Source organism: Enterococcus sp. DIV1224, from assembly GCF_050555455.1.
Classification (GTDB): domain Bacteria; phylum Bacillota; class Bacilli; order Lactobacillales; family Enterococcaceae; genus Enterococcus_B; species Enterococcus_B lactis.
Window position 1 is genome coordinate 974,634 of sequence record NZ_CP187859.1, and the last position, 22,022, is coordinate 996,655.

Sequence of the window (22,022 nt, forward strand, 5' to 3'; positions counted from 1 at the left end):
AGGAGGTGAGAAAGTGGGGATTTTTCAAAAGGCGATAGGATACTTCACAAAAAAAGCAACAGTTCCTTTAGAAGAATACTTTTGTAAATTGCAAGTTGATTTTGTGTATCGAAAATTTGCGATTGAAACTTGTATTGATTTGATCGCAAATGCGATGAGCAAAGCGGAATTCAAGTCATATGAAGATGGAAAAAATAAAAAGAATGATCTTTACTATAGGCTGAATGTAGCTCCTAATAAGAAAAATAATGCAACAGAATTTAGAAAAAAACTGATCAGGAGATTAATATTCTACAATGAAGTATTGATCGTTTCTCCGTCTAATAATTCTAGCGAAATATTTATTGCGGATAGTTGGGATGTCACAGAATATGCATTGAAAGATGATGTGTTTTCTCAAGTGCAAATTAATAACATAGTTCTTGATAGAGAATTTCTAGAAAGTGATGTTATCTATATAAAATACGCAGATCAACAAATTAGGCAACTAGTCGATGCGTATTATCAAGCGTATGGGAAACTCATTTCTAGTGCCATGAATGTTTACAAGCGTTCTAACGCTCGTAGATACGTACTGAAAGGGAATTTATTCCGATCGCAAGACAATACAACACAAGATCAAATCAATAAAATGATGACATCACAATTTAAGGCTTTTATGGAAGCTGATAATGCAGGTGCGGTATTTCAATTACAAAATGAGTACACATTAGAAGATTTCAGCGGAAACTTCCAAAGCAATTCAAGAGATATAAAAAACTTAATAGACGACATCTTTGAGATGACAGCAGCAGCGTTTCACGTTCCGAAAAACCTACTAAAGGGAGATATGAGTGGGTTATCGGATCAAGTGGACGCTTTTTTAATGTTCGAAATCATACCGATTGCTGAACTTATTCAGGATGCGTTTAACGCTAGTCTCTATGAAGCAGAAGAATACTTGTCAGGGAATTTTGTACGTGTGGATACAACTATGATCAAGATTACTAGCTTCAAAGATTTGGTTGACGCTATTGATGTAGGCATTAGAAATGGGGTATTTACAATCAACGAAGGAAGAGAACGCGTTGGAAATGATCACTCTGATAAGGCGATGGCAGATGAAATATTTATAACTAAAAACAACCAACAAGTATCGAAAGGAGGTGAGGCGAATGACAACAATGAAAACATTTCTAGCAGTAAAGAATGAAGGCACAGTACCGCAAATTTTTATTCAGGGATTTATTGGTTCTAGTTGGTTCTTTGAAGGTAATACTGACAAGGGAATCAAAAATATTTTGGATAGTCTAGGTGATCAAGAAGAAATTGAAGTAGTGATTAATTCAAACGGTGGAGACGTATTTCAAGGGATTGCTATTGGGAACTTACTTAAGTCAAATAAAGCAAAAGTTAACGTTGTGATTAACGGCTTAGCCGCTAGTGCTGCTTCAATTATCGCAATGGCTGGCGATACTATAAAAATCTACAACAATGCACAATTGATGATTCACCGCGCTTCCACATACGGAGAAGGAAATGTCGATGATTTTCGCACGATTGCTGACCAACTGGAATCAATTGATAAATCGGTAAAGGCTTCATATAAAACACGATTCAATGGCACAGATGAAGCATTGCAAGAACTTCTTGAAAAAGAATCGTTTATGGATGCAGAAACAGCTTTGAGTTATGGATTGGTCGATGAAATTATCGATGCAGAAAATAGCTCAGGTACTGAAGCTAAAAAAGAACAAAGCGTTGAAGAAATTTTGAATGAAGTTGAAGAAAAAAGAGCAGAAAAAATTGCTGCATTTACAGCAGCATTAAATAAAACATTTGGACAAGGAGATGCAAAATAATGACAGTTAAAAATTTAAAAGGTGTAACAGCTGCAAGCGACCAATTGATGAAGGCTTTTAAAGATGGTAACGAAGAATCTTTTAGCGCAGCTATGGTAAGCTTATCTAAGGAAATTCAGGATAAAATTTTAGAAGAAGCAACAGCAAAAAATCAAGATCAATTAGTATTAATGAATCGTGGTCAGCGTGTGTTAACTACGCAAGAAACAAAATTCTATAACGAAGTGGTGAATAACGAAGGTTTTGCAGGGGTTGAAGAATTAGTACCAGCTACTGTATTTGAACGCGTATTTGAAGATCTAGAACAATCTCATCCACTATTGCAAAAAATTACTTTTGTTAACACAACTGGTGTAACAGAATGGATTGTGTCACGTGGAGTCAATCCAGCATGGTGGGGTAAACTGTGCGAAGCTGTTAAAAGAGTTTTAGATAATGGCTTTGACGTAATTAACATGAAGCAGTTCAAGCTATCAGGTTATATCCCTGTATGTAAGGCAATGCTTGACTTAGGTCCAGTATGGTTAGATCGTTATGTTCGTACTGTTTTAGTTGAATCGTTGAGAATTGCATTAGAACAAGCAATTGTTGATGGTACTGGTAAAGATATGCCAGTTGGAATGATGCGTGACATGAGCAAACAAACTAGCGGAGAATATGCTGAAAAAACAGCAGAACCTATTACAGCTTTAGATGCTGCAACTATGGGCGATTTGATGGCACGACTATCAAAATTCAATATCGAAGGCGTAGATGATCCGATTTATCGTAATGTAAATCCTTCTGATGTGGTCCTAATTGTGAATCCAACAGATTACTGGTCTAAAGTTTTCCCAGCTAAAACTGTACTAACTGCTAATGGAGAATATGTACAAGTATTGCCAGTACCAGTTTCAGACTTGCAGTCAACTGCTGTGCCAGAAGGAAAAGCAGTTATTGGGGTAGCTTCAGATTACTTCATGGGTGTAGGATCTACGCTAAAAATTGAAGCTTCAGATGAATACCATTTTGTTGAAGACGAACGCATTTATCTAGCTAAACAATATGCAAACGGACAACCTAAACGTAATGATAGTTTCATTGTATTAGATATTAGCGCTTTGGGAACTACTACTACAACTACAAAACCAACAACCACAACAACTACAACACAAGCGTAGGTGATCAGAATGAAGTATATTCTTTGTCAGCCGGCAATCAATCGGTTTAAATGGGAGCTTGAAGTTTGTTTAACTAATCTGAAGAAACTAGGAATCAAAGACATCATATTGCTTTTCAGCAGACACGATGATCAGATTCCTATTTTTTTTGAGAAGGAATATGGCGTTGAAGTTCATGTGTACGATGATCTGCGGGACGACAAAGAGTATATTCCTTCGATTAAACCATATTTATGGTGGAAATATTTAGAAGAAGATCATTCGCGTGAGAACGACCGATATTTCTATATCGATTCGGATGTCATTTTCAATAAAAGAATTAATTTGCGCAAATTGCCTTCTAAAGATGATGTTTGGTATTGTAGCGACTGCTGTAGTTATCTAAGTCTTGATTATATTAGAAGCTGTGAAAACGGAGAAAATATTCTAAAAGATATGGCAAATATTGTAAATGTTACAGTAGAATCTTTGGAAACTATAAACACTAATTCAGGAGGCGCACAGTGGGTTATTAACCGTCCTAAAGCGAATTATTGGAAAAAGGTTTATCTGGATTCTAATCGGCTATATCGCTACCTTAGAGGGCAAAAAACAAATGTACAGATTTGGACAGCCGAGATGTGGGCACAGCTTTGGAACATAATGTATTTCAATATTGGTCCTAAAGTTCACGAGGAATTAAACTTTTGTTTTGCTACTGATCCAATAGAAAAATTTAAAGAAGTAAAAATCTTGCATAATGCTGGAGTAACAACAAATGATGAAGATTTATTTTTCAAAGGGAGATACGTGACTTCCACACCTTTTGATGAAGATTTATCATTTGTAAACAAGAAAAAATGCTCTTACGCATATGTTAAAGCAATTAAGGCGGTGGTTAGATGACGCCTGAACAAGTGACTGAAGAATTGCTAACAGCTGTGAAGGATAATATTTACGTTACCTGGAATGAAGAAGATGAGTCAATTAAAAAGATGATAGCTAAAAATGCCGTTTATCTTCAAAGTAAAGTGAGTACAACTCTTTCTTTTTCTCCTGAAAGCTTAGAATACGGATTGCTAATCGAAAGATGTAGATACGACTGGAATCGTGCTTTAGATGAGTTTGAACAAAATTTCGCTAGTGAGTTATTAGGTTTCATTCAACATTATGCGCTACAAGAATATATTGCAGGTGATGGGAATGGCGAATAATCGTAGACTCGAAGAAACGTTCAACGATGGATGGTTAAAGATTTTGACGCAAACCACAAAAAGAAATGAATTAGGAAAAAAGATTGGTGTAGAAGATACAGAAATCACTTCTTTAAAATTTAGAAATCTTTCCATGAGAGATCGCGATATAACAGCTATGGATGCGATGGGATCGAAATTAACTAAGAAAGTAAAGACACCATTTCATCCAATCGCCAAGAAATTTAATAAAGATCAATATTTTATCGTAATCAATAGTATGCGTTACAACGTTATCTATGCCGATTACGATAATTTTTATATCTATTTTTATCTTGAAAGTGTGGGTGAATATGGTGATTGATAATTCTAAAGAAAAAGAACGTTTAAATAAGCAAATTTCTGCTATCAAAACTTCCTTAGAAGAACATTTTAAGCTAAAACTCTTTCAAGACTCTGTTGGCGAGGATGAGCTACCTGATGATTTTAATTACTTCATTCTCGAAACAGGAGAAATAGAAATGATCACTGAACCAAAATATAGCGTGGGTCAAAATCTATATCTAACTTTCTATTCAGAAAATAGAGAAGATTTAACAGGAGATTCACTAGATATTATTTCATTGATTCAAAATCGTTCGATTCGTTTTCAGAGAATGGATCCCAACCATTTAAAACTAGAAAATCAAGATCGCTATATCGATCAATTGGTATTTACGTTTAGACGATTATTGAAGAGTGATTGTCATGGCTAAAAATAGTTGGGAGCTAAAAATAAATGGACATGATGAACTTCTTGTGCGGATGGAACGCTATTCAAGCGAGAGCGAACGACTGATTAACGAAGCATTGAAATCAAAAGGTTCAGATATTGCAGTGGATAGGATTACGGAAAAAATTCCTGTTTCTGAAGCAGATTTAAGAAGAGGACACCAACACGCAAAAAATAGTCGTCCACTTAAGACTCAATATATTAATTTGGGTTTCATCATTAGACCTACAAGAAAATTTGAGTATTTAAAATATCCTGATTTGGGGATAGGTACTTCTAAAAGAAATCAGCCAGACGAATTTATGAGAAGAGGATTAGGTCTTGCACTTGATCCAATTACAGAACTTCTGATTCGTCAATTCGATAAATTAAATAAATAGGGGGAACAACAATGGCTAAAACAACAACTGTAGTAACAACGTTCGATAACGTGAGTATCAAACGAATTGCTTTTAATTTTAAGAACGCAGAAAATGCAATCGCAACAGATTGTAACGGACAATTAGATGGCGAAACAGAAATGCAAACGGTGGTTAAAAAATGTGGAGCGACAGAAGTAAAATCAAAATCTAAACCAATCAATATGACGGTAACAATTACTGCACATGTACCGATGGAAGTTTATCGACGTTTCAATGGATTGAAACAAGATGAACGTATTAAACCAGGCATTTACTCTTACGGTCCTGATTCCGTAGGCGAAGATTTCTCACTTGCTGCAGAGATCGTGGATGACTTCGAAGAAAATAGCAAGTTAGTTGGTATGTTAGCATGCACTTCGAATACAGGATTAACATTCTCTATTGAAAATGGTGCGGATGAAGTAGCTGCGTTAGAACTAGAAACAAAAGTTATGCAAGATGAATTTGGTAAATTCTATCATGAAGCAATTGTTGCAGAACTTGAAGAAGACTTAACAGATCAATGGATGACGAATCTATCTGCTGATGTGATTAAAAAGAGTTCAACAACCACTACTACAACGACTCAAGCTTAAACATAAAACGGAGGTAGCAAAATGAACGAAGATTACTCAAAAATTGAACTAAACGATGGAACAATTTTGAATTTAGAACCTAAACTGAATATCAAGAAATTATTGATGATCAATAGAGATTTTAACACAGACGAGTTTGCAAAAATGACTGTGGGAAAAGGATCCATGGATATTTCTGTTATTCAAGGTGCAAAGGCTGTGTATATTGCTTACCGCCAAGCGAACATGACTGATTATATTTCATTCGATGAATTTATTGATAAATGGGATTTTGATATGGCTACTGCCAGCTATATTTATCAATTGATGATGTTCAAACAAGCACGAGATGCCTATCAAAAAGAATTCGAAAAAGCAAATAAGGAAAAAAAGCTTCAAAAGTAAAAATGCCAAAGCTCTTAGTTGAAACGTGGGTCGATGTCTATTCGATGTTGACCGACGTTTTTTCTATGCCTTCAGATTTAGTTTTAAGCGATATCTGTTTAGATGACATTTTACAAATGGCTTACAACAAGAGCGCTTATGAAGGATGGAAGAACTACGCAATAAATCAATCCCAAAAAAATTAAAGAAAGGAGGTAAAAAATGGCTAAAAAGAGAACAGAAGCAGAAGTAACTTTCATAGCTAACGATGACGGATTGAAATCTACGTTAAAAGAAATCAGCGCTGAATTAACTAAAAATAGAGCAGAATTAAAACTAGAACAAGCTCAATTACAACAGACTGGTTCTGAATCAGACAAGTTAGGAAGTAAATTATCTTCTTTAGAGAAGCAGTATGAATTACAAAGTCAAAAAGTTGAAGTAACTAGCCAACGTTTAGCCAATGCGAAAAAATATTATGGAGAAAATTCCACCGAAGTTCAGAAACTTGAAAGAGAACTGATTAATCAACAAACAGCGCAACAACGTTTGTCAAACGAAATTGATAAAACGAGTAATGCACTAGCTCAAGCAAAAGGCGAAATACAGACGTACGAGTCTACAATGCAACAGTTGGATAGTGAACAAAAAAATGTTCAAGCTAGTGCTTCTCTGATTGAATCCGAATACAAAAAATGGCAAGCAACTGCTGGTCAATCAGCTTCTGAAGCCGAGAAATTAGCGAAAGCCCAAGAATATGTTTCTCAACAATCTGAAAATGCGGAGAAAACGATAGATATCCTAAGACGACAGTTAGAAGCTACACAGTCTGAATTTGGCGCTACATCCACAGAAGCAATGCAGATGGAAGCGAAGCTTAATGATGCTGAACGTGAATTTGAAGAGTTAGGACAAGCTGCTAAAAATGTAGATACAACTAACTTGGACGATATCGGAAGCAAAATAGATATGAATAATTTAATGGAAGCTTCTGACGTTTTAAGCGACATTGGCGATAAGCTTACAGAATTAGGGAAACAAGCAGTGGACTCTGCTAACAGTGTAGGTAGTTCCCAGAGTAAGATACAAGCTAATTTTGGTTTGTCTAAACAAGAGGCTGAAGAATTAACGAATGTAGCCAGAGACATTTATTATAAAGGTTTTGGAGAATCGTTAGATCAGTCCACAGATGCATTGATTTTGGTAAAGCGTAATTTAGGCGATTTAAATAATCAAGATTTACAAAATATCACGGAACAAGCTATGGTCCTAGAAAACACCATGGGCGCTGATATGGATGAAACGTTACGTGGTGTAAATGGCTTAATGGTCAATTTCGGCTTGAGTGCTCAAGATGCAATGGATTTAATGGTTTCGGGTACTCAAAACGGTTTAGATAAAACGAACGAATTAGGCGACAATATGGCAGAATATAGCCAATTATGGAGTCAAATGGGATATTCAGCTGATGAAACGTTCGGAATGCTTCAAAATGGTTTAGATGCGGGTGCTTATAACCTTGATAAAGTCAATGACTTAGTTAAGGAAATGGGAATATCGTTAACAGATGGTCGATTTGAGCAAAACATGGATATGTTTAGTGAAAGTACTAGAAAAGCTTTTGAAGAGTGGAAAAATGGCGGAGGAACACAAAAAGACGTTATTAATTCCATGATTCAAGATTTTAGCAATATGGATGGTCAATACGACCAATTAAATAAAGCTTCGACAATTTGGTCTGCGCTTGGCGAAGATAATGCGATGAAAGTTGTCCAATCTTTAACTGATGTTAACCATACATTTGATGATGTTAGTGGATCTGCACAAAAAATGAATGAAGATTCTACTACTCCGTTGCAAGAGTTGAACGGGAAAATAGCTGAATTAAAGGATTCATTAGCTCCTATAGGCAACACAATCATAGATGCACTCGAACCAGTAATTGATTTTCTAGGAAAGATGGCTGATGCGTTTAATAATCTTCCACAACCAGTACAGGATTATGCCGTAGCGATTGGCGGTTTGACTGCTGCATTTACTTTATTAATGCCAATAATAGTTGGCTTCATGGCTCTAGGTGGTCCTACTACATTAATAATAGGAGCAGTTATTACTGCTATTGCTGGAGTTATAGCAATTATAAAAAACTGGGGCGCAATTACTGACTGGTTTAAGGGAATGTGGAGTAAATTCACTGATTGGTTGGGTGGTACTTGGGAAAGTATAAAAGAAGGTGCCTCATCAGTTTGGGATGGAGTTAAAGAAACCTGGTCTGGATTTGTAGATTGGGTTCAAGATATTTGGCAAGGAGTTTCTGATTGGTTTGGAGAGCTATGGAGCGGATTAGTTGAAGGAGCTTCCAACATCTGGCAAGGAGTCCAAGAAACTTGGCAAACATTCGTTGATTGGGTTTCAAATATTTGGAACGGAGTCAAAGAAGTATGGTCGATTATTTGGGCAGACATTGTAGGAATTGTTCAAATACCATGGACATTAATAACGTCATTGATTCAAGCTGGTATTAATATTATCGTGGGTATTTTTGATGTAGCTGGACAGTTATTAGGCGCAGCTTGGCAAGCTGTTTGGACACCTATTTCTGATTTCCTTAAAAATACTTGGGATACTATGACACAATGGATAAGCATCGCTTGGAACGGAATTGTAACTACATTCCATACTATATTTGATCCAGTAGTGGCATGGTGGAATGGTATATGGACATCTATTAGTACTACGGCTTCAAATATTTGGAATTCAATTAGTGCAACAGCTTCTAGTATTTGGAACAGTATCAAGAATACAATCACTAGCTTGGTACAAGCAGCTGCTACAGTAATTCAAAATATTTGGTCAACTGTATCTAGTTGGTTAGGTGGAATTTGGAATTCAATCAGCTCTACAGCATCAAATATCTGGAATAGTGTGACTAGTAGTATAAGCAATGCTATAAACGCAGCTAAAAGTGCCATTCAAAGTGTTTGGAATAGTATATCTTCGTGGATCAGCGGAATTTGGAACGGTATCAAAAACACTGCTTTGAATCTTTGGAATGGAATTACAAGCACTATTAGCTCCAAAGTAAACGATGGAAAAAATGCAATTTCAAGCGGTTGGTCCAATCTAACAGGTATTGTTTCCGACATATTCAATAATGTTAAAAGTACAATTGCTAACATTGGGAAGGTATCAAAAAGACTGTTAGCGCTCCGATTGATTGGATTAGAGATAAAATCAGTGGCATCTTTGATAATCTGAATATTTCGATACCACATATTCCGTTACCACATTTTAAATTGAGTGGGGAATTCAATCCATTGAAGGGAAAAATCCCAACGTTGGGTGTTGATTGGTATGCGAAAGGTAGTGTGTTTAATTCTCCGAATATTATCGGTGTCGGTGAAGCAGGACCTGAAGCAGTTTTACCTTTGAAAAGATCTGTGCTGCAAGAAATTGGTGATCGTATCTTGAGTAGCACATCAGTTTCATCTAGGGCACAAACGATTCAACCTGTGAACAACTACGAATTCAATTTCACAATTGATGGTAACGCAGATGAAGTTACTATGAAGCAAACAACTCAACAAATCATTGATAGCATTACAAAAGTTCAAAATGATAATGCTTCGGCATGGCGTTAAACAGGAGAGTATTTCTCCTGTTTTTTTAGTATTAAAAAGGATGTGAAAAAATGACTGATTGTATACATTCTATAATCGATGGATTTCCTGATTATTTGCATAAATTGGCTTTAGCGGAAAGACCAACCATACCTTCTCCAAAAAGGCAGAGAGTTGAGACTTCTGTTTTAGGAAGGTTAGGTGGCTTAGTACAAGATTACTCGTTTGAAGACATGTCGTTTACATTGCACTATAACTATTTAGAGGATGTGGAAGACCATCAAGCGTTCAAGCAATCGTTTTATATCATGCGTCATTGGTTAAATTATGCAAAGAAATTAGAATTCTCTGATGATCCCAACGTCTATTATGTTATCCAGACTATCGATATTGGGGATGCAGAAAACGATATCGTTGAATGGGGAGAGTTCGATGTGAATATCACTGCGAAACCATTCGCAAGAGTTCAAGAAGACGTACCAATAACCGTAGATAAACCACAGTCATTTAACTTGCTGAATAATAGTTTAGAAGAAAGTTTTCCAAAGATTATCATCACTCCTTCAGCTACTTCATGCCAATTCATCTTAAATGATTATGTGTTTAATTTTGAAGGCTTAGTAGTGGGAACTGACATAGTTATTGATAGTGATTTGATGCTTTGCTACGAAGAGCAATCGGACGGAGATATTTTAGATCGGTCCAACAAAATGAAGACCATGCAATATCCGACATTGCAAGTGGATATTAATTATTTTAATTGTACTGGTTTGAGCAAAATACAAATTTATCGTAATGGGTTAAGGTAGGTGAAATAGATGATCGATAATTTAATAACTATTTACGATAAAAACGACGCGAATAATTTAGCTGAACATTTATATGATACGCAAGGTTTAGGCGCTTTGTCAGACTGGTTAACAGCTACTGTTAGCAATAAACTAAACGGAGCCGAGATATTTCAGGGTACTTATCCAATAAGCGGAACTAATGCAGACTTGATTATAGAAGGACGTATTATTCAGTGCTATGTAGATGAAAATCGAGCAAAGCAACGTTTACGGATTTATTATGCAAAGACTTCCGTAATAGGAAATACGATAGAAGTAAAAGCTGAACCTATTTTCAATGATATAAGAAAATCGGTGTTGAATAAATATGACAGCGGAACAGAAAAGATCACTGCTGCTCAGGCATGGCAAAACGCAAAAGCTTTAGCGAAACCAGTTATTCCCTCGCAGTTTTCTTTCACATCATTAGTAGATACGCTTGCTAATGTGAAGATAGAAAAAGCGAATTTTTTAGAATTCTTTGGTGGAAAAGAGGGGTCTATTCTAGATCGATTTCATGGGGAATTTCTTAAAGATAATAACACATTACGTCATGAAAAAAGGCTAGGTACGGATCATAAAATCAAAGCGATTTATACTAAAAACTTAACTGGTCTCGACTTAGAGATAGATGCTCAAAGTGTTTTAGTTAGAGTTTATCCATTCATTAGCAGTTCGTCAGAAGGAGAAGACGAGATCACTCTACCAGAAGAAGTTATTTTCACGGATTACGTGGATGATTATCCTGCTGGATATGTTTCTTTTGTTGATTTTAAAGACAAAGCGACTGATGTAGCCACATTAAGGGAAGCTGCTAAAGACTGGTTGAAAACAAACATAGATAAACAAAAACCACAAGTGAGTGGTTCGATTGAATTAGTACCATTGAGGCATCAAAGAGGTTATGAAAAATTTGTTGATCTGGAAAAAGTTTCGATGGGTGATGGAGTAGATGTGTATCATCCACAGTTAAAAGTGAATATGTCAGCAAGAATTGTGGAATATACGTTTAATGTTCTAACCAACTCATACGATAAATTAGTTGTAGGAAACGTCAAAACAAACTTCTTAGAAAACACAGAGAATAATGTAAGCAATTTGATTAATGATGCCATTGATCAATTGAAAAATGGTGGCGAAATCAGCGATTTAATCAATGATATTGTAGATCATCAAACTGATATGATTACTGGTCAAGATGGTGGGTATGTTTTATTAGATCCTAAAGAAGCACCTAGTCGTATTTTGATTATGGACACGCCAGATAAGAATACCGCAAGGAATGTTTTACAAATCAACAATGCTGGTATTGGTTTTTCTAAAACTGGTATTAATGGAACATATGAAACAGCATGGACGTTAGATGGCGTGTTTAACGCTAGTTTTATTACGTCTGGTGTATTAAAGGCTATTAATATTGAAGGGGTAACGATTAAAGGTTCTACAATTACAGGGGGTACAATAACCAGTCAAGGTACAGATTTTACTACAGAAATCAAAAATGGGGATATTTCTTGGAAAAGAAACAGTGATGGGGTTGTATATTTTAAACAAAAACCAGAAAACTTTACCAGTGGAAGTACAACAACGTCAAATATCAGATTCCAATTATTAGATAAAGCACAAGGGTTTACCGTTAGTAAGGGTGATGCAAGATTTCCAGCGTATTTACTTAGTTTTAATGATGGTACATTTGGTGTTAATACGTCTACATCATTTGATTTGATGGCAGGTAGCAGAAATGATGGTACTGGTGTACCATCGAACATGGCAAATGTTAATGGTTACCATAGCATTGGGGTAGAGTTATCTCACAAGTATAATGGTAAGTTAACGATAGCTAACGTTCGATCTACTGGTTTTAGTGTTACTGGTGGTACTAAAAATGCCAGTGTCTCTACAGAACATTATGGTCAAAGACTATTAAATGCCTATGAAACACCAGAAAATTATTTTGCCGATTATGGGGAAGCTTTAGTAGGAAAAGATTGCATTGTTAATGTGCCAATTGACCCTATTTATGCAGAAACAGTTACGCTTTGTTTGTATCATGTATTCTTAACACCTAATAAATTATGTCAATTCGCGGTAACAGAAACTACACCAGAGTATTTTGTAATTGAAACTGATACACCTAATGTATTATTTTCTTGGAATTTAGTAGCACACAGAAAAGGTTTTGAGCATCAACGTCTAGAACTTGATGACCATGATTATAATGTGCACGAATACGACCAAAATGAATTTTAGCAAGGAGGTATATAAATGGCTAGCAGTTTATATAATTTGGCTTTAGATTTCAGCAAAGAATTAAACTACACCAAAGCTATTATGGCTCGTCAAGGTGACAAAGGAATTACGGTGACTGTTAAACCATTTTTAAATGGCTTGCAGATGGATACGAGTGGCGGAACATTTACTTTAAAAGGAACAACACCATCTAACCGTTATGTAGATAGTGTTGCAACTAGCGTAACTAGTGAAGAAGTCACATTTTCTCTTGATGGCACATTTATGAGTGAAGCAGGATATTATAAACACTGCTACGTAGAATATAGAAAAGGTAATCAAATTTTAACAACGCAAGACATCATTTTTTTCTCACTAGGAGTGTCTGACATTTCGCAAGGCCAAGCCGATGAATACGTTTCGCAATTGGAAGAGTTGATTCGAAAGTATAACGAAACTTTTGATGCTTTTATGGCTGAAATTAAAGGTAGAGTGGATAGCTTAAATCAACAGATTACTGATTTAACTGGTCAAGCTAAAACGCTACAAGACAAGTTAGATGCTCTGAAAGAAGAAATTTCTAAATTAGGTAACTTGCAAGTCATGTACAGTAACAGCATCGACTTCGGGGACTATGATTATAGTGGGAATCCGAACCTTAGCGCTAAACTTAATGCTTCAAGTTTTTCTTCAGGTACTGGCGCAACAGTCGCGGATGATGGTGATGAAATTGTGTTTACCTTAGATGGCACAAATCAACTATCGAAGTACGCTACAAGAGCGCAAACGGCGGTGATAGAAGGGAAACAGTATACGATTAGTTGTGAAATCATGTTAGAAACGGGCTTCACTGGCGATCCGTCTGGAATACGCCTACAACACGCATACTTGCCTGGTGGTAACGTTGTTTTGCAGACAGCGACAGTACCTAAAAATGAATTGAATAAATGGCAGAAGCTTATCGGAACACAAACGGTAAAATACACCTCTGACACACCAAATGAATGGTATCCATTAGTTAGAGACATTCGAAATCTTAAACCGTCTGGTAAAGTTAGGTTGAAAAACATCAAAATCGAAGAAGGCGACCAAGCCACCCCGTACCAGCCAAATCTACTCGATGCACCGTATTATTTGAGTAAGGTGGCTTTGGGGGAGAACATTGCTGATCCTACAGTTAAATTTCCAATCACAAGTAGTAGCGAGGGAATCTATTCAAAAAATGCACTAGAGGATTTTGTTTTAGGTGAAACTTATACTGTGACGATAGGGGCGACTAAGCCTGCCTCACAAACTATTCGGGTTTATTTAGCTCAAAAACAATTTAGTGACTTTAAACCAGTTGAAGGATTGGTTGATACATGGGTCGCCACTGTGTCAATAACTCAGCTAGGGGAAAACGCAAAAGGGGTATATCTTTTTCAAACGCCAAATACTTCTTTAGGTTCATGTACCATAAAATGGTTAAAAATTGAAAAAGGCGACACCCGAACTCCTAATATTGAGCAATATAAATACCGAGGAATCGGTATGCGAGACTCAAACAATCCAAAAGATTACGTCTGGGATCTAGCACCAGAATATGTCGAAGACAATCTTGCTACAGATGTTAAAATTTCTGAAATTACTGGTAAAGCAAACAATTATACCGATGGGAAAGTATCGGAGATTAATTCGCAGTTGACTGCTTCAATTAATGAAGTAGATACCACGGCTAAGGATGCTCAAACAAAAGCGAACGCTAATGCGACCGCTATAGAGGATACAAAAAGTAGGGTTGATGAGATAGAGAATAATTTATACGTATTAGGTGAATGGAAAACTTTACCACTGGAGAATGGCTACACGGGGGCAGACGGGACAACTCCACAATATAGAGTCAATCTGGTCAATGGACATCGAAACGTAGTTTTTAATGGTGCAATAAGTACCACAGCTGGAACTTTACCGAGTCAAGGACAGCAACATAACGCTTCAACTTTACCTACCGAGTTGATTCCTTCTGGTACTAAAATGGGACTTGGAGCAACAAGCTTGTTTACAACATCATGTAGACTAGCTGTTACTGGTAAAGGAACTTTATATATAGGGAATGACAGTGGCAAGGATGTTAAATATTGTTATTTAGATTTGTTTTCCTATTGGTTAGATTAATAAATTTTAAAAGTAAAACCTGTATAGAATACTAATTTTGCTACCAACACGCTCAATAGAGGGTGTTTTTTATTTTGCAATGAAAGGAGGCTAGTTAGTTGAAAGACGAAGCAATACAAGACGTGGTAGAACGTTTAGTGCGTATTGAAACGAAACTGGATAATTACGAATCATTACGCGAAAAAGCGGAAAGCGCAAAAGATAGAGCGGATCAGGCATATTCTATTGCGCTTAATAATGCGGAAGATATCAAAGAAATGAAAGCCAATAATAAATGGTCGTGGGGTTACATGATCGGTTTAGGCATTACGATCATTGGCTATTTCTTGACTAAATTGTAAAGGAGGTGAGAAGAAATGATTTTACCCGATAAGTATTATCAAGTCATTAAATGGACGGTTTTAACAGTTTTACCAGCTACATCTGTTTTAGTAGCCACGTTAGGAAAAGCGTATGGATGGAATGGAACAGATATGACAGTACTCACTATCAATGCAGTAGCAACATTTTTAGGCGTTATTACTGGTGTGTCGGCTTATAATTTAAAAAAATAGGAGGAAACAAATGAAAAAGAAAATTACTATTACTGCGATGAGCCTGTTAACGGCTCTTTTTTTATTGCCAATTAATGGGTTTGCCTATACGATTAACAATGAATTTAATTTGGGCCCAAACGAAGGTAGCTCACAAGTAGCAAATAATCAGTACATTTTACTGCATGAAACGGCTAATGAAACAGCAACAGGGCGCAATGAAGCGCAGTATATGCAACGTTCATGGACTAGTGCTTACACTGCTTACATTGTGGGTGATGGCGGAATTGTTTACCAAGTTGGACAACCTGGTTATGTGCAGTATGGGGCTGGTTCGTATGCTAATGCCAACAGTCCTGTGCAGATTGAGTTACAACACACACATGATAAAGCAACTTTTGAAAAGAACTATAAAGCATATGTTGAATTGGCAAGAGATTCAGCAATAAAATATGGTATTCCATTAACATTAGACACTCCTTATAACCAACCAGGAATCAAATCACATTTATGGGTAACACAAAATATTTGGGGTGATCATACAGATCCTTACGGTTATCTTTCTGAAATGGGCGTAAGTAAAGAAAAACTAGCATATGATTTAGCTCATGGATTTATCGATGAAAATCCGACAACTTCTGAAAACAAGCCTGTCATTGATCCAACACGAGCTGGTGCAGCTAATCCGACTTTAACAGATGGAACGAACTACGCACACATTGATCAGTTTGGAGAAATCGAAAACGCAAACTTGCATGTAGCTGGATGGCACATTGCTAATTATAAATACGAGTATATTTTCATTATGGACTACAATACTGGAAAAGAACTAGCTAGAGTAAGAGCTGATGGGATTTATAGACCAGACGTAAATCAAGCTTATAATACTTTAGGAAATGTTGGTTATCATGTATCTTTCAATATGCGTAATTTTCCTAATAAGAAAGTATACGTCATGATGCGGGCAACGAATGATCCAAAAGGGAACACTAAAAGCGGAGCACAAGATTTTCATGACAAGCGTTGGTATTTGAATATTCCACAACGATGAAAAAAGCCCCTCGATGAGGGGCAGTACATAATTATATTGAAAACTATAAAAATCATTCGATAAAATAGTGGTGTCGTCGCATATCTTCACTATCACTCATAAATAGTCACACTCCAAGATATGCGATAACAGGTTTGTTGCCACACATTCTACTGGTTGATTGTTTATGGCTTTATGTGGCAACAACCAGTACCCTTAGCTCAGTTGGTTAGAGCAGACGGCTCATAACCGTCCGGTCGTAGGCTCGAGTCCTACAGGGTACATTAATGTAGCCATTTGAATCGTTCTGTGTTAGAATTTTTTGAAGAGTATTATACAAGCTAAAGCTTTTCTTCATTGCCACTCAAATGAGTGGCATTTTTATGTATCCTTTTATGGATTAATGAAAGGATGTTTCACATAGTTATACTTCTGTATATTTGAAAAGTTTTACTTTGATTTTTAAATAGAAAGACATTTGGATTATATTGTGAGATAATAATAAAGAAGAGTTTAAAGCGTTCCCCAAAAACCACTCCCCAATAAGTGTGTTACGCTTTAAACTCTTTTATATTTGAAGCCATTAAAAAGCATACCATATAACTGTAAAAAATAATGGAAAAAAGGCTTATAATTGGAGTGGTAGTTAATTAGTGACTTATTTTTGATTTTATAGCACTGATACTATAAAATATAGATATCATCATATTACACAATCTTAATACTAACTTAAAAAATATCTCCTTTCATAAGTATGGTGATAAAATCCGTTCCGGGCTACCTTTTTAGGTAGCCTATTTTAATCTTTGTATCTTTCTGGATCAACGAAAGTATACTTTATATAGTCATAACGCCGATGATCGCTTCGAGCGTCTGGCACGTCAGTCACGATATCAAACAAAAAATATACGTCTTTCTTCATTCTAGTTTTCGCAGCAGGGATTTTAAAGTAGTTCTTATTAGAATAGTAGAGATTGATTAATAAGCTATCTTCGATTGCTAAAAAGAAAACTTCTGAATCCCATACTTTATAAAAATCTTTGATAAATCTATTCGAAGGATCGAATTTAAACCATAATTGTATTTTTCCTTCCATAAGCATAAAAGTTCACCTCAAAAAGAGTATACGAACGAATGTTCTTTTTGTAAAGGTGGAATATCATTGATAATATGGATGGAACATATATATTAAAAAGTGTTCTTTTTGAATGCCATTTTGAATGCTATTTTCATTCATTTAACGAAAATCTGCGAAAATAAAAAATGCTCAAACCCTTATGAAATAAGGATTTAAGCATCTAGCGAAATCTGGTGAAATCTCACAATGGAGACGGCGGGAGTCGAACCCGCGTCCAAACACATCGCCACTTAAAAATCTACGTTCATAGTCAACTCATTTGAGGTTTCGCTTTACAGCTTGCCGAGTGACAGGCATTCTGTATCGCTAGTCTGATATTCTCTTTTTCAACTTACAGACGGAAAGTTGAAACGTATCCCACTAAAGTTAGGACCCTTACTCGAGCACATGGGCGATGCCGAGAGGATCTACGCTAACTGTTTTTAGGCAGCTAAAGCGTAAGAGTTGTTTTCGTTTTTAGCAGTTATATTTAACTGTAACGTTTTTACGTAGACGTAACCTACGAAACGCAATTCAAGCTCGACTGTGCCTGTCGAATCCGTAACGTCCCCGTTAGCTAACAAGGGTTACGTGTATTTTTCATACAAAATCAGTATAGCATATCTTGGGATAAATTCAATAAAAAAGCGGATGATACCCCATTATTTATATAAAAACTGTCCCTTTCTTAAGAAAAAATAAGTGATTTTTTAAGAAAGGGTCCAGTTTCGAAAAAATATACTTAAATCAGATCAAAATGCTTCAATGCGTGGACAATCCCGCCTTCTGTATTTTTCTTTGTGATGAAAGTAGAAAGCTCTTTTAATCCATCATAGGCATTGCCCATAGCGATTTTGTTGTCGCAAGCTTCCAACAAGGCAAAATCATTCGGACCATCGCCAAATCCAAAAGTAGGAACTTCTTCTAATTGAAGTTCTTTCTTCAGTCGTTTGACACCTGCGCCTTTTGAGATTCCTTTCTTCACTGTATCAATCGAGTAAGGACCATTCCGATAAAAAGTTAGCTCAGGAAAATGTTCATGATAGTATTCGTCACCCGATTGAGATAAGATAAGTAACATATTTACTGTATTGTCTTTAAAGCCTAGAGGATCTATTTCCGGCACATCTGAATGGATAAAGTCATAAGCATCGATCATTGTTTGGCTATGACCGGTACACCAGATTTTCTGGTCGTTATAGTAAGAAAGTTCATGCCCATTCAACTGTACATGATCATACATTTTTTGACATTCTTCTGAAGAAAATGTCTGAGAGTAGATTTCTTCACCGTTTACTCGAATGAAAGAACCGTTCATGGTGACTGCAGAAGTAATGCCCGCATCTTCCATGATCGAGTGGATTTCTGCTTCTGTACGTCCTGTGGCGATGACGGGAAGAACGTTGTTTTCTTTTAATGCGTTCATAGCTTTTGCCACTTCGGGTGTGATTTTTGACTTCGCATCTAGTAATGTTCCATCAAGATCAAAGAAAGTGATTGCACGATAATTTGACACAAATAAAACTCCTTTTTTATTGGAATAAGTTTATCTTAACAAAGAATGAACAAAAGACAAACCTTTCGTGAAGAATTCCTGAACATATTGGTTCAGTCAACAATATAGAGTATACTATAAGAAGAGAATTTAGGAGGGAAAGAATGATTTTTTTCAGTATTGGTATCTTATTCTTAATAATTGGCAGTCTTTTTCGGATTCTGCCCTCAAAAGGAAACCTGCCTTTTTATGGGTACCATTCGCCTCTTGCCGCAAAAACAGACGCTCATTGGCGACTAGCACAAAAGACAAGCGGGAACTGGTTTTTCCTTATGGGCTTACTGATGACATTGATCGGTTATTATTTAAAGACATCTGGACATACGAATTATTTTTTGATCGAGATGCTATTATTGGTATTTCCAATTATGCCCATTTTTATTATGACAGAAAAAAAATTACAGAGATATGACCTGGAAACTGGAGGGAACGATAATGAATATTTTAATGATTGAAGATAATCAATCTGTTTCTGAAATGATGCAGATGTTTTTCTTAAATGAAGGTTGGGAAGCAACCTTCAAATATGATGGAAAAGAAGGGCTCGACGCCTTTTTAGAAAACCCCCAACATTGGGACATGATCACATTGGACTTGAATTTGCCTACAATGGACGGCATGTTAGTAGGAAGAGAGATCCGCAAAGTTTCAAGCACAGTGCCGATTATCATGCTGACAGCTAGAGATTCTGAAAGTGATCAGGTGATTGGCTTAGAGATGGGGGCAGATGATTATGTGACGAAACCTTTCAGTCCGCTGACGCTTATTGCTCGAATGAAAGCTTTACATCGCCGTAGCGAGTTGGCAGAAGCAAGAGAAGAAGCAGCGGTTTCAGATGACCATTTTGATATTGAGACCAGTCATTTCAAGATGAATACGAAAACACGAGAAGCATATCTGGACAATCGGCCCATCGAAGGCTTGACGCCTAAAGAATTCGATCTATTGTTTACTTTAGCAAAAAAACCACGACAAGTATTTTCTCGGGAACAGTTGCTTGAACTAGTCTGGGATTACCAGTATTTTGGTGATGAACGGACAGTAGATGCCCATATCAAGAAATTGCGTCAAAAAATTGAAAAGGTCGGACCACAAGTTATCCAAACTGTTTGGGGAGTCGGCTACAAATTTGATGATTCTGGTGTTGCCTAATGCGTTATTTGTATCAGCAACTCTTAGCTTTTTGCGGAATGGTCGCGTTGATCTTATTGATCGTCGGAGTTTCTTTTACGCAACTGACAAAACAGACGATTGAAGAAAACAATTATCAGCAACTGTTTGGATATGCTGAATCAGTTGAAAAGACAACGCAAACCTATGCCGATACACTTCCGCAGTTTAGTCAAGATCAGGCATTTCAAAATGCATTGCTGCTGACGGAGCAAGTACTGACAGAACAAAATGTGAATTTTATATTCATCGACAAAAATGAACGTGTCATTTATCCGACCAATACAGCATTGCTGAACTTTACCTTAACAACGGATCAATGGAAAAATCTGAGGAGTGGGCGTCAAGAGAAATTCACATCGAATAAAAACATTTTAGGGCAAGCACAGGCGACCTCTTACGCACTTGTACCATTCAATTTGAATCATGAATTCTATGGAGCACTTGTAGTCAGTCAACCTGCGCGAAATATCGATAACAGTGTTCGTCCAATTACACTGAACCTGTTCAAAGGTTTCATTTTTTCCAGTATTGTGGCGGTCATTGCCAGTTATGCTTTTGCAGCATTCCAAGTCAAGCGGATCAATCGTTTAAGGAATGCGACGAAAGAAGTGACGAATGGCAATTTTGATGTACAGCTTCCCGTACATGATAAAGATGAATTTGATGAGTTAGCAGATGATTTCAATAAAATGACGAATTCACTGAAAGAATCTCAAGCAGAAATCGAAGAACAAGAAAATCGTCGAAGACAATTCATGGCAGATGCTTCCCATGAGATGAGAACACCTCTTACGACAATCAACGGTCTTCTGGAAGGGTTGGAATACAATGCAATCCCTGAGAATCAGCGAGAAAACGCGATTAAATTGATGAAGAATGAAACAGAGCGTCTGATCCGTTTAGTAAATGAAAATTTGGATTATGAAAAAATCCGTACGAATCAAATCAGTATGGTCATTAAAAAATTCAATGGTACAGAAACATTGAGGAATATTGTTGCCCAGTTAGAAGCTAAAGCAGAGGCAGCAGGGGATACGTTGACACTGAAAGCCGATGATGATATCGATGTTTATGCGGATTATGACCGTTTTGTCCAAATCATGGTCAATATTATTCAAAACGCGATACAATTTACCGAAAACGGCCAAATCATGGTCACCCTGGAAAAAGGCTATCTTGAAACGATCATCACGATCGAAGATACGGGAATTGGAATGTCTGAACAACAAATGAAAAGTATATGGGATCGCTATTATAAAGTAGATCCTTCAAGAAAAAATACAAAATATGGTGAATCAGGATTAGGTTTACCAATCGTGCAGCAGCTTGTTCGCCTGCATAAAGGAAAATTAGAAGTAGAAAGCGAACTAGGAAAAGGAACGAAATTCACTGTTCGTTTGCCTGACGTAGAAATCAAAGAAGAGTAAAAAAACAAGTGATATAAAAGATCATGAATCGATCTTCTATATCGCTTGT

At 36.5% G+C, this 22,022-nt stretch carries 22 protein-coding genes, 1 tRNA gene, 1 other RNA gene and 1 pseudogene; 22 read left to right on the forward strand and 3 right to left on the reverse strand.

Annotated features, from left to right (window positions below):
* The first annotated feature begins 13 nt into the window (after positions 1–13).
* The 19 genes and pseudogenes from IGK53_RS04725 to IGK53_RS04815 all read left to right on the forward strand — a co-directional run bounded on the left by IGK53_RS04725 (position 14) and on the right by IGK53_RS04815 (position 16,985).
* Positions 14–1,192: a phage portal protein gene (locus IGK53_RS04725; protein ID WP_137203083.1), complete on the forward strand. Its 1,179-nt coding sequence runs from the start codon at positions 14–16 to the stop codon at positions 1,190–1,192.
* Positions 1,155–1,841, forward strand: a complete 687-nt coding sequence (locus IGK53_RS04730; protein WP_137203085.1) for a head maturation protease, ClpP-related — start codon at positions 1,155–1,157, stop codon at positions 1,839–1,841. Before IGK53_RS04725 ends, IGK53_RS04730 begins: the two co-directional genes overlap by 38 nt.
* A complete protein-coding gene (locus IGK53_RS04735) occupies positions 1,841–3,001 on the forward strand; it encodes a phage major capsid protein (RefSeq protein ID WP_002336343.1) in 1,161 nt (386 codons plus the stop codon). The genes IGK53_RS04730 and IGK53_RS04735 overlap by 1 nt, the downstream gene beginning before the upstream one ends.
* Before the next feature lie 9 nt (positions 3,002–3,010).
* The gene (locus IGK53_RS04740; RefSeq protein WP_137203087.1) at positions 3,011–3,886 is read left to right on the forward strand and encodes a hypothetical protein; all 876 of its coding nucleotides are present in this window, start codon (positions 3,011–3,013) and stop codon (positions 3,884–3,886) included.
* The gene (locus IGK53_RS04745; RefSeq protein ID WP_002318248.1) at positions 3,883–4,194 is read left to right on the forward strand and encodes a hypothetical protein; all 312 of its coding nucleotides are present in this window, start codon (positions 3,883–3,885) and stop codon (positions 4,192–4,194) included. Before IGK53_RS04740 ends, IGK53_RS04745 begins: the two co-directional genes overlap by 4 nt.
* A complete protein-coding gene (locus IGK53_RS04750) occupies positions 4,184–4,537 on the forward strand; it encodes a head-tail adaptor protein (RefSeq protein WP_137203089.1) in 354 nt (117 codons plus the stop codon). Before IGK53_RS04745 ends, IGK53_RS04750 begins: the two co-directional genes overlap by 11 nt.
* Positions 4,527–4,928 (forward strand): hypothetical protein, encoded by a 402-nt coding sequence (locus tag IGK53_RS04755; RefSeq protein ID WP_002318246.1) that lies wholly within the window; start codon positions 4,527–4,529, stop codon positions 4,926–4,928. The genes IGK53_RS04750 and IGK53_RS04755 overlap by 11 nt, the downstream gene beginning before the upstream one ends.
* The gene (locus IGK53_RS04760) at positions 4,921–5,325 is read left to right on the forward strand and encodes a hypothetical protein (RefSeq protein ID WP_002319774.1); all 405 of its coding nucleotides are present in this window, start codon (positions 4,921–4,923) and stop codon (positions 5,323–5,325) included. The genes IGK53_RS04755 and IGK53_RS04760 overlap by 8 nt, the downstream gene beginning before the upstream one ends.
* A gap of 11 nt (positions 5,326–5,336) precedes the next feature.
* On the forward strand, positions 5,337–5,942 hold the full coding sequence (locus tag IGK53_RS04765; protein WP_002318244.1) for a hypothetical protein: 606 nt from the start codon (positions 5,337–5,339) through the stop codon (positions 5,940–5,942).
* A gap of 21 nt (positions 5,943–5,963) precedes the next feature.
* The gene (locus IGK53_RS04770; RefSeq protein ID WP_002286510.1) at positions 5,964–6,326 is read left to right on the forward strand and encodes a hypothetical protein; all 363 of its coding nucleotides are present in this window, start codon (positions 5,964–5,966) and stop codon (positions 6,324–6,326) included.
* A gap of 2 nt (positions 6,327–6,328) precedes the next feature.
* Positions 6,329–6,511, forward strand: a complete 183-nt coding sequence (locus IGK53_RS04775) for a hypothetical protein (RefSeq protein WP_002305377.1) — start codon at positions 6,329–6,331, stop codon at positions 6,509–6,511.
* A gap of 16 nt (positions 6,512–6,527) precedes the next feature.
* Positions 6,528–9,946 (forward strand): annotated as a pseudogene (locus IGK53_RS04780) (phage tail tape measure protein).
* Positions 9,947–9,996: 50 nt separating this feature from the next.
* Positions 9,997–10,734 (forward strand): phage tail protein, encoded by a 738-nt coding sequence (locus tag IGK53_RS04785; protein WP_064375997.1) that lies wholly within the window; start codon positions 9,997–9,999, stop codon positions 10,732–10,734.
* A 9-nt stretch (positions 10,735–10,743) separates the two neighbouring features.
* Complete coding sequence (locus tag IGK53_RS04790; protein WP_430605022.1) at positions 10,744–13,005, forward strand: phage tail spike protein; 2,262 nt, start codon at positions 10,744–10,746, stop codon at positions 13,003–13,005.
* A 15-nt stretch (positions 13,006–13,020) separates the two neighbouring features.
* Entirely contained in the window at positions 13,021–15,138 is a 2,118-nt protein-coding gene (locus IGK53_RS04795) for a BppU family phage baseplate upper protein (protein ID WP_229054844.1), read from the forward strand.
* Positions 15,139–15,236: 98 nt separating this feature from the next.
* Entirely contained in the window at positions 15,237–15,479 is a 243-nt protein-coding gene (locus tag IGK53_RS04800) for a hemolysin XhlA family protein (RefSeq protein WP_002322123.1), read from the forward strand.
* Between the two features lie 15 nt (positions 15,480–15,494).
* Positions 15,495–15,692, forward strand: a complete 198-nt coding sequence (locus IGK53_RS04805) for a phage holin (protein ID WP_002290623.1) — start codon at positions 15,495–15,497, stop codon at positions 15,690–15,692.
* 10 nt (positions 15,693–15,702) lie between these two features.
* Entirely contained in the window at positions 15,703–16,722 is a 1,020-nt protein-coding gene (locus IGK53_RS04810) for a peptidoglycan recognition protein family protein (protein ID WP_137203097.1), read from the forward strand.
* A gap of 189 nt (positions 16,723–16,911) precedes the next feature.
* Positions 16,912–16,985: transfer RNA gene (locus IGK53_RS04815), tRNA-Ile, on the forward strand.
* Between the two features lie 515 nt (positions 16,986–17,500).
* Here the strand turns inward: IGK53_RS04815 and IGK53_RS04820 are convergent.
* The 3 genes from IGK53_RS04820 to IGK53_RS04830 form a co-directional block, all read right to left on the reverse strand.
* The gene (locus IGK53_RS04820; RefSeq protein ID WP_081125522.1) at positions 17,501–17,803 is read right to left on the reverse strand and encodes a DUF5960 family protein; all 303 of its coding nucleotides are present in this window, start codon (positions 17,801–17,803) and stop codon (positions 17,501–17,503) included.
* A gap of 220 nt (positions 17,804–18,023) precedes the next feature.
* Positions 18,024–18,390, reverse strand: a transfer-messenger RNA (tmRNA) gene (gene ssrA, locus IGK53_RS04825).
* Positions 18,391–18,560: 170 nt separating this feature from the next.
* Positions 18,561–19,334, reverse strand: a complete 774-nt coding sequence (locus IGK53_RS04830) for a Cof-type HAD-IIB family hydrolase (protein ID WP_002290402.1) — start codon at positions 19,332–19,334, stop codon at positions 18,561–18,563.
* A gap of 143 nt (positions 19,335–19,477) precedes the next feature.
* Between IGK53_RS04830 and IGK53_RS04835 the strand changes: the two genes are divergently transcribed.
* The 3 genes from IGK53_RS04835 to IGK53_RS04845 are packed head-to-tail and all read left to right on the forward strand — an operon-like array spanning position 19,478 to position 21,973.
* Positions 19,478–19,828 carry an SdpI family protein gene (locus tag IGK53_RS04835; protein WP_002290403.1) on the forward strand — a complete coding sequence of 117 codons (351 nt, stop codon included), beginning with the start codon at positions 19,478–19,480 and terminating at the stop codon, positions 19,826–19,828.
* A complete protein-coding gene (locus tag IGK53_RS04840; protein WP_002290404.1) occupies positions 19,809–20,525 on the forward strand; it encodes a response regulator transcription factor in 717 nt (238 codons plus the stop codon). Before IGK53_RS04835 ends, IGK53_RS04840 begins: the two co-directional genes overlap by 20 nt.
* Positions 20,525–21,973 carry a sensor histidine kinase gene (locus IGK53_RS04845; RefSeq protein ID WP_002290405.1) on the forward strand — a complete coding sequence of 483 codons (1,449 nt, stop codon included), beginning with the start codon at positions 20,525–20,527 and terminating at the stop codon, positions 21,971–21,973. The genes IGK53_RS04840 and IGK53_RS04845 overlap by 1 nt, the downstream gene beginning before the upstream one ends.
* Positions 21,974–22,022 lie beyond the last annotated feature (49 nt).

What these genes read in the sequence shown, in the direction of transcription:
- IGK53_RS04810 (WP_137203097.1), top strand. Translation starts at nt 15,703, where the DNA reads ATGAAAAAGAAAATTACTATTACTGCGATGAGCCTGTTAACGGCTCTT.
- IGK53_RS04795 (WP_229054844.1), top strand. Translation starts at nt 13,021, where the DNA reads ATGGCTAGCAGTTTATATAATTTGGCTTTAGATTTCAGCAAAGAATTA.
- IGK53_RS04835 (WP_002290403.1), top strand. Translation starts at nt 19,478, where the DNA reads ATGATTTTTTTCAGTATTGGTATCTTATTCTTAATAATTGGCAGTCTT.
- IGK53_RS04745 (WP_002318248.1), top strand. Translation starts at nt 3,883, where the DNA reads ATGACGCCTGAACAAGTGACTGAAGAATTGCTAACAGCTGTGAAGGAT.
- IGK53_RS04845 (WP_002290405.1), top strand. Translation starts at nt 20,525, where the DNA reads ATGCGTTATTTGTATCAGCAACTCTTAGCTTTTTGCGGAATGGTCGCG.
- IGK53_RS04765 (WP_002318244.1), top strand. Translation starts at nt 5,337, where the DNA reads ATGGCTAAAACAACAACTGTAGTAACAACGTTCGATAACGTGAGTATC.
- IGK53_RS04775 (WP_002305377.1), top strand. Translation starts at nt 6,329, where the DNA reads ATGCCAAAGCTCTTAGTTGAAACGTGGGTCGATGTCTATTCGATGTTG.
- IGK53_RS04790 (WP_430605022.1), top strand. Translation starts at nt 10,744, where the DNA reads ATGATCGATAATTTAATAACTATTTACGATAAAAACGACGCGAATAAT.
- IGK53_RS04760 (WP_002319774.1), top strand. Translation starts at nt 4,921, where the DNA reads ATGGCTAAAAATAGTTGGGAGCTAAAAATAAATGGACATGATGAACTT.
- IGK53_RS04820 (WP_081125522.1), bottom strand. Translation starts at nt 17,803, where the DNA reads ATGCTTATGGAAGGAAAAATACAATTATGGTTTAAATTCGATCCTTCG.
- IGK53_RS04750 (WP_137203089.1), top strand. Translation starts at nt 4,184, where the DNA reads ATGGCGAATAATCGTAGACTCGAAGAAACGTTCAACGATGGATGGTTA.
- IGK53_RS04770 (WP_002286510.1), top strand. Translation starts at nt 5,964, where the DNA reads ATGAACGAAGATTACTCAAAAATTGAACTAAACGATGGAACAATTTTG.
- IGK53_RS04730 (WP_137203085.1), top strand. Translation starts at nt 1,155, where the DNA reads ATGACAACAATGAAAACATTTCTAGCAGTAAAGAATGAAGGCACAGTA.
- IGK53_RS04740 (WP_137203087.1), top strand. Translation starts at nt 3,011, where the DNA reads ATGAAGTATATTCTTTGTCAGCCGGCAATCAATCGGTTTAAATGGGAG.
- IGK53_RS04785 (WP_064375997.1), top strand. Translation starts at nt 9,997, where the DNA reads ATGACTGATTGTATACATTCTATAATCGATGGATTTCCTGATTATTTG.
- IGK53_RS04735 (WP_002336343.1), top strand. Translation starts at nt 1,841, where the DNA reads ATGACAGTTAAAAATTTAAAAGGTGTAACAGCTGCAAGCGACCAATTG.
- IGK53_RS04805 (WP_002290623.1), top strand. Translation starts at nt 15,495, where the DNA reads ATGATTTTACCCGATAAGTATTATCAAGTCATTAAATGGACGGTTTTA.
- IGK53_RS04755 (WP_002318246.1), top strand. Translation starts at nt 4,527, where the DNA reads ATGGTGATTGATAATTCTAAAGAAAAAGAACGTTTAAATAAGCAAATT.
- IGK53_RS04840 (WP_002290404.1), top strand. Translation starts at nt 19,809, where the DNA reads ATGAATATTTTAATGATTGAAGATAATCAATCTGTTTCTGAAATGATG.